Raw genomic sequence first — 13,236 nt, 5'->3', positions numbered from 1 at the left:
GCCCGCAACCAGGCGGGAGGTTAGGGGTGAGAGGTCAGGGCTTCAGGCGTGATCGGGCTCAGTCGGTGAAGCCGCCCTCGGCGGGGCTGCCGGCGGCCAGGCCGAGCCTTGTGAGCAGGGCGGCCTGGGCCAGGGGCATCTGGGCGGGGCTGTAGCCCGCAGGAATTCCACTGGGAAGCTGGGGCTCCAGGGCCTCCCACAGGTAGGGACTGCCCAGCACGGTGAGGCCAGCTAACCGACCAAGCCGCAGCAGCTGCCGGATCACCGCGGGCCAGGGTTCATCAGCTCCGGCGCTGCCGCGGAAGGGATTGCCGCGCACGAACAACTGCAGAAACAACGGCCCATCCGGCAGGCGGTCAAGGGCGAGGGGTGCCTCGGCGTCCCCGCTCCAGGGACTGGGCCCACGGGCGTCCAGCAGGCAGCATCGGTAGTCGGCCGCGGCTGGCCGCAACAGGGCCGGCGCCATCGCAGGCAGGAAGGGACAGGCCAGGCTGTTGTCCAGGCGGATCAGGTTGACCCCTGGCCCCGGCGGCAGGTCCTGGTGGCCCCGCGTGTTCAGACTCATCTCCACCAGCTCCCGCGCCAGGGCCTGATCCTGCGGAGTCTCCAGCTCGCCCAGCCCCTCCAGTGGTGCCATCGAGGCGGCCGGGGCCCGGGAGCCTGCGGCGGCCAGAGCCTGCTCGCGCCGCCGCAGGCTCTGGTTCAGCTGCTCCAGCGACAGGCGCCTGGTGCTGAAGGCCTCCACCAGACCCTCGATTGCGGCATCTGCATCGGCGGGCATCAGAATCAGATCCGAGCCGGCCTCGAAGGCCAGCACGGCGGCCTCCGCTGCGCCCCAGCGGGAGGTGATCGCCTCCATCACCAGGGCGTCGGTGATCACCAGCCCCGTGAATCCCAGCTCGTGCCGCAGCAGCCCCGTGAGCACGGGCCGCGAAAGGGTGGCCGGCCGCAGCGGATCCAGGGCGTCCAGCTGCAGGTGGGCGGTCATCACCGCCGCGCAGCCGGCGGCCATGGCCGCCCGGAAGGGGGGCAGCTCGATCGCCTCCAGCCGCTCCCTGCCATGGGGCAGGCGGGGCAATTCCAGGTGGGAGTCGTCGCTGGTGTCTCCGTGACCGGGGAAGTGCTTGGCGCAGCAGAGCACCCCTTCGGCCTGGGCCCCCTCCACGAAGGCCGCCGCCAGGGCCGACGCGGTGGCGGCGGTCTCCCCCCAGGCGCGCACGTTGATCACTGGGTTGTCGGGGTTGTTGTTGACATCGCAGACCGGAGCGAGCACACCGTTGAGCCCCAGCAGGCGCGCCTGGCGGCCCGTGCAGTGGCCGTAGCGGCGGGCCAGGGAGAGGGCGCCCTCAGGATCGCTGCGGTGCAGGCGCCCGACAGCCAGGGGCGGTACCAGCCAGCTGGCCCCCTCGAATCGCTGCCCCACCCCCTCCTCCACATCGGCGCAGATCAGCAGCGGTTGCTCCGACCAATTCCGCAGTTGTTCGCTGCGCAGGCGCAGCTCGGCGGCACTGCCCCCCAGCAGGATCACGCCACCCACGCCTTCTGCCAGCAGCCGCTTCAGGGTGGAGTTCTCCAGTTCCCAGAGTGGGTAGCGCCGCTGACCGTCACTCAGGTGGCCGCTGCCGCGGATCACCAGCAGCCGGGCCACCTGCCTGCGCAGTTCAGCCGCCGGTGGTAGGGGCTCCAGGTCCTGGGGCAGAACCGTCGTCATCGCCCGCTGCCCTGGCCTCCGTCGACGGCTTCAGCTGTGAGGGGTTCATCAGAGGGGGGAGGCTCATCAACGGCCAGGGCCTCCCGTTGCTGCCGCTCCTCCCCCAATTGGCTGAGCAGCCCGAGCACCGCCCCGCCCCGCTCAAGGCCCCGATCGAGCAGGAACTGCACCTCGGGGGTGCGGCGCAGATTCAGCCGCCGTGCCAGCTCCCCTTTCACGAAGGGAGCCGCCGACTTCAGACCGGCCAGGGTCGTCTGGCGGTCCTCGTCGCTCCCGAAGACGCTCACGAAAATCTTGCAGTGCTGCAGATCACCCGCCACTTCCACCTGGGTGACACTGACCATGCCCAGCGAGACCCGCTCGTCCTTGATGCCGTTCACCAGCAGCTCACTGATCTCCCGGCGAATCAGGGAAGCCATCCGCTCGACCCGTCGGCCCTGTGCCATTCCTATGCCAGTGGTGCTGGATTCACCATGGCACGCAGCACCAGGCTCAGGCTGATCATTCCGCTCACCAGGGCCCCCACAAGGGCTACGGCGGTGACCGGGTTGCTGCGCCGTTTTGCCAGGGGTTCGAGCACGGAGTTGAACACACCGAGGCTGAAGGCCACCAGGTAGCGCGGGTAGCGCGTCACGTTGAGGAAGAAGTCCTTCATGGCGCAGGCGGGGCAGTGGGTGGCAAGTCGTTGAAAGGCGAGGCAGTGGCGGGGTGCCGCCCACGCCGGGAGAACATGAGGGCTACTCTGCCGCCCAGAGGACCGTGCCGCCGATGCTCGAGCTCCACCAGTTCCGCCATTCCTCCTTCTGCGAGAAGGTGAGGTTGATCCTGGCCGCCAAAGGTCTGGAGTATCGCGTCATCGAGGTCACCCCCGGGTTGGGGCAGCTTGAGCTGTTCCGTCTCTCAGGTCAGCGTCAGGTGCCGGTGCTCGTGGATGGAGCCGAGGTGATCGCCGACTCCAGCTCAATTGCCCAGTACCTGGAGCGCCAGGTGCCGACCCCTCCCCTGATTCCCGAGGATCCGGCCGAAAGGGCGCGGGTGCTCCTGCTTGAAGACTGGGCCGACACTGCCCTGGCCAGCGGGGTCCGTCAGGCTCTGCTGCAGGCGGCAAGCTCGGATTCGGTGCTGCGCGGCGCCCTGCTGCCTGAAGCCACCCCTGCGGTGCTGCGCTCGCTGGTGGTGGGGGCCCTGCCCACGGATCTGCTCGCGTCGCTTGGCGACACCATCGGCCAGGCAGAGCGGCGCCAACTGCAGGCGAACCTCGAGCAGCTGGCGGTGCTTCTCGCGCCCGGCCGTTTTCTTGTGGGTGATCGCCTCTCTCTGGCTGATCTGGCGGTGGCGGCCCAGCTGTCGCTGCTGCTCTTCCCGGCCAGCTCCGGTGCCCCCCTGGCTGGCCGTGGCGTGCCAGGCCTGGCCGACCATCCTCTGCTTACCAGCCTGTTCGCCTGGAGGGATGGCCTGTACCTCTCCCTCGGCCGTATTGCTGTCAGCGAGCCGGTTTCCCCGACCACACCCTGATCCGGGTACTCAGGGGTTGCGGCTGAGCAGCAACCAGAGGTGATGGCTGTCGCCGGCATGGGCCACTAGCCCCTGCTCCGGTGACGGGTAGCTGGCCTGCCACTGCTCCGCCCGGATCAGTTCGTGGCCCGGAGTGCTGTCCACGAGCCGGTAGCGGCTCAGGGTCTCCACGCGGCTGATCCGGGCCCCACCGGGGCCGTGCAGCACCTGCAGGGCCAGCTCGTCGCTGAGAAAGCTTTCGCCAAGGGCCACAGCCTCCGAACCACCCTGGCTGCGGCGGCCGATCACGGTGGATTCCAGCTCCAGATCACCGCGCAGCAGAGCCAGTTGACGGTTGGGGTTGGCCGGGTCGTTGGCGACCGAGAGCAGCTGACCACCCAGTAGCGCATCGCCCACCTGGGTGGCGTTGAACGCACGATCTCCCACCACTGCCCCTCGGTGATCCATGAGGAAGCGCACCGCATAGGGCGGGATCGGCGCAGAACTGCCCTCCTCCAGGCTGTGGACCCACCAGGCCCCGGCGAACCAGTCGGGGTAGCGGAGATCGCTGCGACCGGGTCGGCTGAGCGGAGCCGGCAGACTCCATTCCGGCCAGGCCACCAGCCGCCGCTCCAGCGGACCTGGGCCACTGTTGGCCACCATTGCCTGCCCCGGCCAGAGGGCGATCAGGGCGGCGAGGATGAAGGCGATCCGTGAGCTGAGCATGTCCGATCCCCTGCTGCGGGAACTCGATCATTACGTGGTGCTGGAGCCCTCCCGGGGTGAACGCATTCTCTCGGCCGCCGAAACCCTCAGCTGGCTCACCACCCAGCTCGCTGAACTGGAAGAGCCCCCCGCCGACCTGCGCTCCCTGCCCAGCGACCGTGAACGGGCCGAGCGCCTGCTGGAAACGGCCTGTGAACTGGAGTTGGAGCCCGGCATGGCTGTTCAGTGGTTTGCCGTGCGCCTGGAGCCCCCGGCCCGTTGATGCACGAACGCCTCGATGGAGTTCAGTTCCGATTAGAGGGTTACTGCAGACCTGGAACTCCTTGCAGCTCTGCTGTGCTGTTCAGGCTCGCTGCACTGGCGCCGTTCATGTCGATCAGTTCGGCGGGAGCCTGGGGTGGCGCCTCCCGCTGGCGCAGCACCGTCGGGATCGCCTCCACGACCTGCTGGGCCACTGCCGCGGCCGCCCGGCCGTCCTGGGGCACCCTCAGGTCGGCCTGGCTGTAGAGGGGCCGGCGTTGGTCAAGCAGCTGGCGCAGCCGCGACTCAGGATCAGCCGTGGTCAACAGGGGCCGCTGGCCTGGATCGGCTCGGAGGCGCTTCAGCAACAGCTCCTCTGGGGCGTCCAGCCACACCACCAGCCCCTGCCGCATCTGGCCCCAGTTGACGGGGCGGCTGACCACGCCACCGCCTGTGGCCACCACCAGGGAATGCCAGCAGGCGATCCGGTTGAGCACGGCCGACTCCAGTTCGCGAAAGGCCGCTTCTCCCTGGTGCTCGAACAGTTCGGGGATGGAGCAGCCGGCGTGCTGCTCGAGCACGCTGTCGGCATCGATGAAGCGATAGCCGAGGGCTTCGGCCAGCGGGCGCCCCACACTGCTCTTGCCTGCCCCCATCATCCCCACCAGGTAGATGTTGAGGCCCTCCAGGCTCCCGGGCAAATCTGGGCTGACGCTGACGCTGGCGGTGGAGGGCGGTTCAGAGGCCATGGGGGCTGGTCGGCGAAGACTTGGGTCCGGCGTTGCCAGGGGCGGAATCCCTAGGATGACCCAGCAGGACGCCGCCGAGTCGATGGCAACCGGGATCCTGGCGATGCCCGCCACCCCAACCACTGGCGTTTCAGCCGGCATGAACCACCATGGCCGCGGCCGTGGCTGCGTTATCACCCGACGGGCCCTGTTCAGTGCCAGCCACCTCTACCGGTTGCCGGAGCTGAGCGATGAGGAGAACGCCAACCGCTTTGGCCGCTGCAGCCTCGCCCCGGGTCACGGTCACAACTATGAGCTGATCGTGGCGATGGCTGGCCCGCTCGATGGCGACGGCATGGTGCTCAACCTCTCTGATGTGAAACATGCCATCCGTCGGGAGGTCACCGATCCCCTCGATTTCCGTTTCCTCAACGACTGCTGGCCGGAGTTTGATCTGAGCCGACCCGAGGGTTGCCTGCCCACCACCGAGGCTCTGCTCCAGGCCATCTGGAAACGGCTGGCCCCGCACCTGCCGCTCGTCGGTCTGCGCCTCTACGAGCAACCCACCCTCTGGGCCGATGTCATCGGCAATCCCATGGAAGCCTTCCTCTCGATCCGCACCCACTTCTCCGCCGCCCACCGCCTGGCCCGCGAAGAGTTGTCCCAGAGCGAGAACGAATCGATCTACGGCAAGTGCGCCCGCCCCCATGGCCATGGCCACAATTACCTGCTCGATGTCACCGTGCGCGGTGCGATCGATCCCCGTACCGGCATGGTCTGCGACCTGGGCGAGTTGCAGGGCCTGGTGAACGAACTGGTGGTGGAGCCTTTCGATCACACCTTCCTCAACAAGGACGTGGCCCATTTCGCCAGCTGCGTCCCCACGGCTGAGAACATCGCACTGCACATTGCCGATCTGCTCAGCGCTCCGATTGCCGCCACTGGTGCAGCTCTGCACAAGGTGCGTCTGCAGGAGAGCCCGAACAACGCCGCTGAGGTGTTCGCCGAAACCCCCCTGCTCGAAACTCGCCCCGCCGTGCTGGAGGCCTTGGCCGGCGCTTGAGCCTGCCCCAGCTGAGGCTGGTGCTGGCCATCAGCCTCGATGGCCGTCTCGCGCCCGCCCAAGGAGGTGCCGCCCAGCTTGGAGCTGCCGGAGATCGGGCCGTGCTCGAGGAGGCCCTCTCCTGGGCTGATGGCTGCCTCGTCGGAGCGGCCACGCTGCGCCTACATCGCAGCACCTGCTTGATCCATCGCCCTGAGTTGCTGGCGCGTCGCCGCCTGGAGGGGCGCCAACTTCAACCCATCGTTGTGGTGGTTAGTCGTGGCCGCGGACTCGAGCCGTCCCTTCCATTCTTCTCCCAGCCCCTGGAGCGCTGGTTGCTTTCACCTGGGCCTGCCCAGCAGGCCTTTGATGACCATGTGGCCCTTGGCAACTGGCGGGCTTCCCTGGCGAAACTGGCAGGGCGAGGGCTGCGCCGGCTGGTGCTGCTCGGTGGCGCCGAACTGGCCACGGCCCTGCTGGCGGAGGGACTGGTGCAGGAGCTGCAGCTGAGCCTCTGCCCACTGCTGCTGGGGGGCAGCCATGGCTGGGTGAGTCCCCTGGCGCCCGACCTCTCGGGTCAGTGCTGGGAGTTGCTGGAGCACCGGCCCCTGGGGGACGGTGAACTGCTGCTGCGCTACCGCTGCAGTGCTCCTACGGCAGCGTGACGGGGCGCTTGAAGCGGCGTTGAAGGTCATCCAGAGACACTTCCTTGAGACTGTCGGCGGGCAGCCCCAGCAGCTTGGCAACGCAGCGTTTCACCACCACCTCGCTGTCGTCGCCAAGCCGGCCCCGGGCCAGTTCGCTGATCACCCCGAAGCTGCGCCCGCTGCTCTCGGCCTCGGAGATCAGGCAGGCGCTGGCCGGTGCCGCCAGACGACGGCAGGGTTCCTTCAGGCTGCGCTCCAGGCTGGCCTGGCCGCCGGCGGCAGTGCTCACGCAGACGTCGCTGAGCTTTCTCTCCAGCTGGGGTCGCATCAGGCGCAGTACCGGCCCCAGCAGACTGGCCGCAGCGGGCAGGGGGCTGCCCAACCCGGAGGCCAATGCACCGGACAGCGTCAGGAGTGCCGCCACCAGGGTCGACAACCGGTGCAGTCGTTGCGTCATGCCGTTAGTTTTGCCCCTCGCCGTCGAGCCCACGTGTTCCTCCGCCATGGCTGAGCTGCAGGCCCGCTGGCACCGGGCCATGACGGAGATTCCCCGTGAAGCCTGGCAGGAGCTCACGGGGCCTGCGGGTCTTCCGTTCTACGGCTGGCCCTGGCTGCACGCTCTGGAGCGCTCCGGCAGCATCGTGCCCCGCCAGGGCTGGCAGCCCTGCCATCTGAGCCTGTGGCGCCAGGAGCGGTTGATTGCCGTGGCGCCGCTCTACCTCAAGGGCCACAGCTACGGGGAATTCGTCTTCGATCAATCCTTCGCCCAGCTCGCCGGTCAGCTGGGCCTGCGCTACTACCCGAAGCTGGTGGGCATGAGCCCGCTCAGCCCGGTGCAGGGTTATCGCTTTCACATCGATCCCAGTGAAGACGAGGCAGAGGTCACGGCCCTGATGCTTGAGCTGATCGATCGCTTCTGCCGCGAACAGAAGATCTTCAGCTGCAACTTCCTCTACGTGGATCCCCAGTGGCAGCCCTGGGCCGAGGCCGCTGGCTGCGCCACCTGGCTGAATCAGCAGAGTCTCTGGTCCAACGATGGATTCAGCAGTTTCGAGGATTATCTGGCGGGCTTCAATGCCAACCAGCGGCGCAACATCCGCCGGGAGAGGCGCTCGATCGCCGCGGCCGGTCTGCAGGTGACTCCCCTGGTGGGATCTGCGATTCCCGCCGCCATGCTGGAGCGGATGCACCACCTCTACGCCCAGCATTGCAGCCGCTGGGGGGCCTGGGGCAGCAAGTACCTCAGCGAGGAGTTCTTCCGGCTGGATGCCCTTGAGTTGCGAGAGCATCTGGTGCTCTTCAGTGCCCATCGGGGCGATCCGCAGGAGCCGGTGGCGATGTCGCTTTGCGTGCGCCACGGCGAGGCCCTCTGGGGCCGCTACTGGGGCAGTGATCGGGAGATCGAGAACCTGCATTTCGAGGTCTGCTACTACGCCCCGATCGAGTGGGCGATCGAGCAGGGCATCAGCTGCTTTGATCCAGGGGCTGGCGGGAGCCACAAGCGGCGCCGGGGTTTTCTGGCCGAGCCCCGAGCCAGCCTGCACCGCTGGCAGGATCCAGGCTTCGATCGGCTGCTGCGTCGCTGGCTGCCCGAAGCCAATGCCCAGATGCTCGAGGAGATCGAGGCGGAAAATGCCGAGCTGCCTTTCAGCCGCCGGGATCTGCCCTTGGGCACCTGCTGAGTCCGCTGTTTACGATCAGTGCATGGATCAGCGATCGTCGATCACGTCTTCACCCGCGCCTGCAGCTACACCCTTGCAGGAGCTGCGAGCTCTCGATGAACGCCTGTCGCAGCGCCCTATCGATCTCGATCCCGCCGGCTATGTGCTGATCAGCCTGGATCGCGAGCGGGGAGAGTTGGTGGCGGAGCTCTACAGCAACGGTATCAATGCCAGAGGCCTGGCCACCGATCCTGACACCGGCGAAGTGCTCAGTTGCCGTAGAGCAGCCCCCCGCCGGCCGGTGACAGTATTTCGAGGCCGCACGGCCAAACAACTGGGTATTCAGCTGACTGAGGGGCCATCCCCAGCCCCGATCAGCAGGCTGGATCATGCCCTTTATCTGGGCCGTGAACTGCAGAAGGCCGAAGCGGCCCTGCGTTCTGGCGACTCCTACATCCAGGACTGAAGGAACTGCTGGAGCTCAGGGTTTCTCTCCGACATGAGCTCAGTTGGTCACGCCGGCTGGAGTTCTCTCACATCTGACGTGGCGGGAGGTGGTTCCGGAGGCAGTGACTGCAGTTGCACCTGAATCTCCTCGGTGACGATGCTGCGGTACTCCATGAAGTGCTCGTTGTGGGCGAGCACCACGAGGAACTGCTCTAGCTGATCGGGATTCGTACGGGCCATGGCCAACAGGTAACGCCAGAACCGACCGCGGGTGTCGCGGACCAGGCCCTGACGCCAGATGACGATCAGCAAGGCGCGCACGTCGGTCCAGCTGGGAAGCTTGAAGCCGGAATGCTCAGGCTTGAGGAAGGGCTGCCAGCGGGGCTTGCCCACCTTGTGGTAGTAGCTGAAGACCCGATCCATGTAGGCGTTCGGCTCATAGAGGTTGCAGAAGGCCTCCACGTATTCGTTGGCTATGTCGCGGATCGGGCGGGTGGGCACGAAGTTGAGCAGGTTGGTCTGGTTCACCCCCTTGGCGTCAGCCTTGTCCTGGATCAGCCGTCCTTCCTTCTCGAGCCGATGCCAGAGGCCGGTGTTGGGCAGAGCCTGCAGCATGCCCATCATCGCTGCGGGGATGCCTGTGCGGGTCACGAACTCGACGATGCGTTTGCCGGCCCCGGATTTCTCCCCATCGAAGCCGATGATGAAGCCGGCCATCACCCTGATGCCGTAGGAGGTGATCCGATCGACGGATTCCTCCAGGGAGCTGCGTGTGTTCTGCAGCTTCCGGGCCGTTTCCAGACTCGCCTCATCCGGGGTCTCGATGCCGAGGAAGACACTGTCGAAACGGCTTTCGGCCATCATCAACATCATTTCGTCGTCGGAGGCCAGATCCACCGACGCTTCGGTGGCGAAGCTGAAGGGATAGCCGTGCTCGATCTGCCATTGCTTCAGGGCCGGCAGCAGCAACTTGGCGTTGCGCTTGTTGCCGATGAAGTTGTCATCCACCAGGAAGATCGAGCGCCGCCAGCCCAGGTCGTAGAGATATTGCAACTCGGCGATCAGTTGCTCTGGGGTCTTGGTGCGGGGCTTGCGTCCATACAGAACGATGATGTCGCAGAACTCGCACTGGAACGGGCAGCCCCTGGAGAACTGCACTGACATCGAGTCGTAGGCGTCGAGCTCGAGCAGATCGAAGCGGGGAATGGGGGTGCCGGTCACGTCGGGCTTCACGCCCTCCGAGCTGAAGCGGCCCTGCTGCTCGCCGCGCTCCAGAGCCTCGATGAACATCGGCAGGGTGATCTCACCCTCATCGAGCACCTTGAAATCGGCCAGAGCTATCTCTGGTGCATCAGGGGTCGAACTGGCGAAGGGGCCTCCCACCGCCACGGGCAGACCCCGCTGCTTGGCCTTGGCGATCTGGGCGGCCATGTCGGCCTTCTGCACGATCATCCCGGAGATGATCACCAGCTCAGCCCAGGCCCACTCGGCCTCGGTCACTTCGCGCACATTGCGGTCGACAAGCTTGAACTCCCACTGCTGGGGCAGCAGGGCCGCCACGGTGACCATCCCGAGTGGCGGGAGCAACACCTTGCGATTCACTAGCTCGAGAATTTTCTCGTAGCTCCAGAAGGTCTTGGGGAACTCCGGGTAGACGAGCAGAGCGCGCATGCTGATCCGGTTCGTAGGGCGCCAGCCTAAGGGGAACCCACGGCAGCAGGGTTGCTCTGCTCTAATGAGCGGGTTGTATTCCCGTGCTGGCCATGGCGGCAGCTTTGTACCTCGTTCTGGTGGCCGCTGGACTGCTGACGGCCTTCCTTCTGTCCACTGTTTTACGCGGCATCAAGCTGATCTGACCCCCCTGGATTCAGGCGCAGTCCCCAGCGGCTGGTTAGCTCAAGCAGCCCCAACGCCAGGCCAATGCTGCCCATGAGCGCAAAGGTGGCTGGCAATCCGATCCTCAGGGTGAGCACGGCGGCGATCAGGCCACTGAAGCCGCCGCCGCCGAGGAAGGCGATCTGACCAAGACCTGCCATACGTCCGCGCAGCACGAGCGGAGCTCCCACCTGCAGGATCAGGTTGCTGCCTGCCAGCAGACCAGCGGTCCCCGCTCCGATCAGAAAGGTCATCCCCAGCCGGAAGGCCGTGGGCGCACTCAGAGCCATGCCCAGCTGGGCGAGGCTGGTGATCACGGCACAGGTGCCCAGAAGCAGGGAAGGGCGCTCGCTCAGCCACTGACTGCGTCGTTGCAGCAGCAGCCCTCCGCTGATGCTGCCCGCCGCCAGCACACTCGTGAACCAGCCCAGGGCCTGAGGGGATGGTCCCAGCACCTGGGCGGCGATCAGCGGCGCCAGGCCGGGATGGAAGAAGACCGCCAGGCAAGCGAGGCCAGTGAACACGAGCACGTGGCGAAGGCTGGCGCCACAGCCCCGCCAGGCGCTGATCAGGCTGGAATCAACGCCCCTGCCGCTGCGCCGCTCGGCGCTGAGGTTGGGCTGCAGCAGCCACAGCACTGTGGCGATCGGCAGCAGGTAGGAGGCCGCATCGATGGTCAGGGCCGTGGCTGGTCCCGTCAGGGCGAGCAGCAACCCACCGATGGGTGGCCCCACCAGCTTGCCGACGTTGAACACCACCGAGAAGGAGGTGAGGTAGGGAGCCAGCTGGGCCGGCTCATCCACCAGCAGGGCGCAGTACTTGTTGCGAGCCGTGAGTTCAAAGGCGCTGGCCAGACCCACCACCAGGGTGCTGAGCAGGAGAAGGCTCACCTGGGCGGCTCCCGTCAGCAGAGGGATGGCCACAGCCCCCAGGGCGGCACCCGCCACCAGGCCCCACTGGGAGCGGATCAGCACCCGTTCGCAGCCGATCCGGTCGGTGAGCACCCCAGCAGTGCCGCTGGCCAGCAGACTCGGCAACGCCAGGACGCCGAAATGAAGGGCCAGCAGCAACGGATTGCTGGTCTGGTCCATCAGGATCCAGCCTTTGGCTGTCAGTCCGGCGAAGGAGCCGGCGGTGCTCAGCCCCGAGGCGATCAGAAAGGTGGTGCGCTGGTTGCGGCGGATCCAGTGCCTCAACCGCGGCTGCCGCGGTTGGCCAGAGCCTCCTCCACCATGGCCCGGGCGCCCACCACCTCGCCCTGAAGGTCGTAGGGGGTGGAGGCCGTGATCCGCACCGGCACCATGGTGCCGGGGGAGGCGCAGAGACCACCGGGACCCGGGCTCACACGCACTTCCCCGTCCACGTCGGGAGCGAAGCGGGCACAACGCCCGATCATCTCGCCGCTGCTGGGGTTCTCCTGCTCGATCAGGACATCAACGATCCGACCCACCCAGCTGGCATTGCGCTCGGCCGCGATCGGTTGCTGAGCGGCCATCAGGCAGTTGCGGCGCTCGATCGCCACTTCAGCCGGCACCGGATCGGGCAGATCCACCGCAGCGGTGCCGTCTTCCGGGGAGAAGGTGAATACCCCCACATGGTCGAAGCGCTGCTCCTCCACGAAACGGAGCAGGTGCTCAAAATGCTCCTCGGTTTCACCGGGGAAGCCGACGATGAACGTGGTGCGCAGCACCGCATCGGGCAGCTGCTGGCGGATCCGTCCCAGCAGCTCTGTGGTGACGCCGGTCTGCCAGGGGCGGTTCATGGCCCGCAGCACCTCGGGATGGCTGTGCTGAAGCGGCAGATCCAGATACGGCAGCACGTTGGGCACGTCCCGGTAGGCGCTCAGCACCTCTGATGTGAGGCCGGTGGGATAGGCGTAGTGAACCCGGATCCAGGGGATCTCCACCTCTCCCAGGACCCGCAGCAGCTCCGCGAGCTGGGGCTTGCCGTAGAGGTCGAGGCCGTAGTTGGTGGTGATCTGGCTGATCAGGATCAGCTCCTGCACCCCCTGGGCGGCGAGCTGATGGGCCTCCGCCACGACCGACTCGATCGTGCGGGAGCGTTGGTCGCCCCGGAGCCTGGGGATGATGCAGAAGGCGCAGCGATAGTCGCAGCCTTCTGCCACCTTGAGGTAGGCCACCGCCTCGGAGGTGGTGCGGTACCGGGGAAGATGCTCATCGCCCACGAATGTGGGCACCTCGCTCACACGGTTCACCCGCTCACCGGCCTCGACCCGCTCAAGTACCTCCACGATGTGTTGGTAGTCGCCGGTGCCGACGATCGCGCGTGCCTCCGGCAGAGATTCCAGCAACTCCTCGCGGAAATGCTGGGCGAGGCAGCCGGCGATGATGAGCTCCTTGCCCTGCTCCGCCAGCTCCACCAGGGTCCGCACAGATTCCTGGCGGGCGTCCTGGATGAAGCTGCAGGTGTTCACCACCACCACTGCCGCATCGCGCTCATCGGCGCTGATCCCGTAGCCCGCCTGGGCGAGCAGTCCGAGCATGTGCTCAGTGTCGACCCGGTTCTTCTCGCAGCCCAGGTGAGCGAAGGCCACGGTGGGACGGCTGGTCTTGGACTCGTCGGCGGGCCGGACCGATCCTGCGGGGAAAGCTGCGTTGGCGGGAGACATGGGTGCGGCGGCCGAAAACCTTGACCGTGGGTAGAA

15 protein-coding genes are annotated in these 13,236 nt (G+C 66.8%); 6 read left to right on the top strand and 9 right to left on the bottom strand.

The window, feature by feature from the left end:
• Window positions 1–58 precede the first annotated feature (58 nt).
• The 3 genes from KBY93_RS11765 to KBY93_RS11755 are packed head-to-tail and all read right to left on the bottom strand — an operon-like array spanning window position 59 to window position 2,366.
• On the bottom strand, window positions 59–1,711 hold the full coding sequence (locus KBY93_RS11765; RefSeq protein WP_255094606.1) for a glycoside hydrolase family 3 N-terminal domain-containing protein: 1,653 nt from the start codon (window positions 1,709–1,711) through the stop codon (window positions 59–61).
• Window positions 1,708–2,157 carry a 30S ribosome-binding factor RbfA gene (gene rbfA, locus KBY93_RS11760; protein WP_255094605.1) on the bottom strand — a complete coding sequence of 150 codons (450 nt, stop codon included), beginning with the start codon at window positions 2,155–2,157 and terminating at the stop codon, window positions 1,708–1,710. The genes KBY93_RS11765 and rbfA overlap by 4 nt, the downstream gene beginning before the upstream one ends.
• Before the next feature lie 2 nt (window positions 2,158–2,159).
• Window positions 2,160–2,366: a DUF751 family protein gene (locus KBY93_RS11755; protein ID WP_255094604.1), complete on the bottom strand. Its 207-nt coding sequence runs from the start codon at window positions 2,364–2,366 to the stop codon at window positions 2,160–2,162.
• A gap of 113 nt (window positions 2,367–2,479) precedes the next feature.
• Between KBY93_RS11755 and KBY93_RS11750 the strand changes: the two genes are divergently transcribed.
• On the top strand, window positions 2,480–3,226 hold the full coding sequence (locus KBY93_RS11750) for a glutathione S-transferase family protein (protein WP_255094603.1): 747 nt from the start codon (window positions 2,480–2,482) through the stop codon (window positions 3,224–3,226).
• Window positions 3,227–3,235: 9 nt separating this feature from the next.
• Here KBY93_RS11750 and KBY93_RS11745 read toward each other — a convergent pair whose 3' ends face one another.
• Window positions 3,236–3,931, bottom strand: coding sequence for a DUF6816 family protein (locus tag KBY93_RS11745; RefSeq protein ID WP_255094602.1), 696 nt, complete (start codon window positions 3,929–3,931; stop codon window positions 3,236–3,238).
• Between KBY93_RS11745 and KBY93_RS11740 the strand changes: the two genes are divergently transcribed.
• Window positions 3,930–4,193 (top strand): chlororespiratory reduction protein 7, encoded by a 264-nt coding sequence (locus KBY93_RS11740; protein WP_255094601.1) that lies wholly within the window; start codon window positions 3,930–3,932, stop codon window positions 4,191–4,193. The genes KBY93_RS11745 and KBY93_RS11740 overlap by 2 nt on opposite strands.
• 40 nt (window positions 4,194–4,233) lie before the next feature.
• Here KBY93_RS11740 and KBY93_RS11735 read toward each other — a convergent pair whose 3' ends face one another.
• A complete protein-coding gene (locus tag KBY93_RS11735; protein WP_255094600.1) occupies window positions 4,234–4,920 on the bottom strand; it encodes a shikimate kinase in 687 nt (228 codons plus the stop codon).
• A 103-nt stretch (window positions 4,921–5,023) separates the two neighbouring features.
• Between KBY93_RS11735 and KBY93_RS11730 the strand changes: the two genes are divergently transcribed.
• The gene (locus KBY93_RS11730) at window positions 5,024–5,962 is read left to right on the top strand and encodes a 6-carboxytetrahydropterin synthase (protein ID WP_255094623.1); all 939 of its coding nucleotides are present in this window, start codon (window positions 5,024–5,026) and stop codon (window positions 5,960–5,962) included.
• A complete protein-coding gene (locus KBY93_RS11725) occupies window positions 5,959–6,606 on the top strand; it encodes a dihydrofolate reductase family protein (protein WP_255094599.1) in 648 nt (215 codons plus the stop codon). Before KBY93_RS11730 ends, KBY93_RS11725 begins: the two co-directional genes overlap by 4 nt.
• On the opposite strand, the gene KBY93_RS11720 is transcribed toward KBY93_RS11725, so the two are convergent.
• A complete protein-coding gene (locus KBY93_RS11720; RefSeq protein WP_255094597.1) occupies window positions 6,593–7,093 on the bottom strand; it encodes a hypothetical protein in 501 nt (166 codons plus the stop codon). The two genes, KBY93_RS11725 and KBY93_RS11720, sit on opposite strands and share 14 nt — an antisense overlap.
• Here KBY93_RS11720 and KBY93_RS11715 point away from each other — a divergent pair.
• Window positions 7,092–8,270: a GNAT family N-acetyltransferase gene (locus tag KBY93_RS11715; protein WP_255094596.1), complete on the top strand. Its 1,179-nt coding sequence runs from the start codon at window positions 7,092–7,094 to the stop codon at window positions 8,268–8,270. The two genes, KBY93_RS11720 and KBY93_RS11715, sit on opposite strands and share 2 nt — an antisense overlap.
• A gap of 22 nt (window positions 8,271–8,292) precedes the next feature.
• The gene (locus KBY93_RS11710) at window positions 8,293–8,715 is read left to right on the top strand and encodes a DUF4346 domain-containing protein (protein WP_255094595.1); all 423 of its coding nucleotides are present in this window, start codon (window positions 8,293–8,295) and stop codon (window positions 8,713–8,715) included.
• A gap of 47 nt (window positions 8,716–8,762) precedes the next feature.
• Here the strand turns inward: KBY93_RS11710 and KBY93_RS11705 are convergent, their stop codons facing one another.
• From KBY93_RS11705 to rimO, 3 genes are all read right to left on the bottom strand, one after another.
• Window positions 8,763–10,367, bottom strand: a complete 1,605-nt coding sequence (locus tag KBY93_RS11705; protein ID WP_255094594.1) for a B12-binding domain-containing radical SAM protein — start codon at window positions 10,365–10,367, stop codon at window positions 8,763–8,765.
• 161 nt (window positions 10,368–10,528) lie between these two features.
• Window positions 10,529–11,767, bottom strand: coding sequence for an MFS transporter (locus KBY93_RS11700; RefSeq protein WP_255094593.1), 1,239 nt, complete (start codon window positions 11,765–11,767; stop codon window positions 10,529–10,531).
• Window positions 11,764–13,200 carry a 30S ribosomal protein S12 methylthiotransferase RimO gene (gene rimO, locus KBY93_RS11695; protein WP_255094592.1) on the bottom strand — a complete coding sequence of 479 codons (1,437 nt, stop codon included), beginning with the start codon at window positions 13,198–13,200 and terminating at the stop codon, window positions 11,764–11,766. The genes KBY93_RS11700 and rimO overlap by 4 nt, the downstream gene beginning before the upstream one ends.
• Window positions 13,201–13,236 lie beyond the last annotated feature (36 nt).

Origin of the sequence: Synechococcus sp. J7-Johnson (assembly GCF_024345795.1) — a bacterium.
GTDB lineage: Bacteria > Cyanobacteriota > Cyanobacteriia > PCC-6307 > Cyanobiaceae > Regnicoccus_A.
Note: the sequence above shows the minus strand (reverse complement) of the source record. Positions and strands in the feature narration are given on the sequence as shown.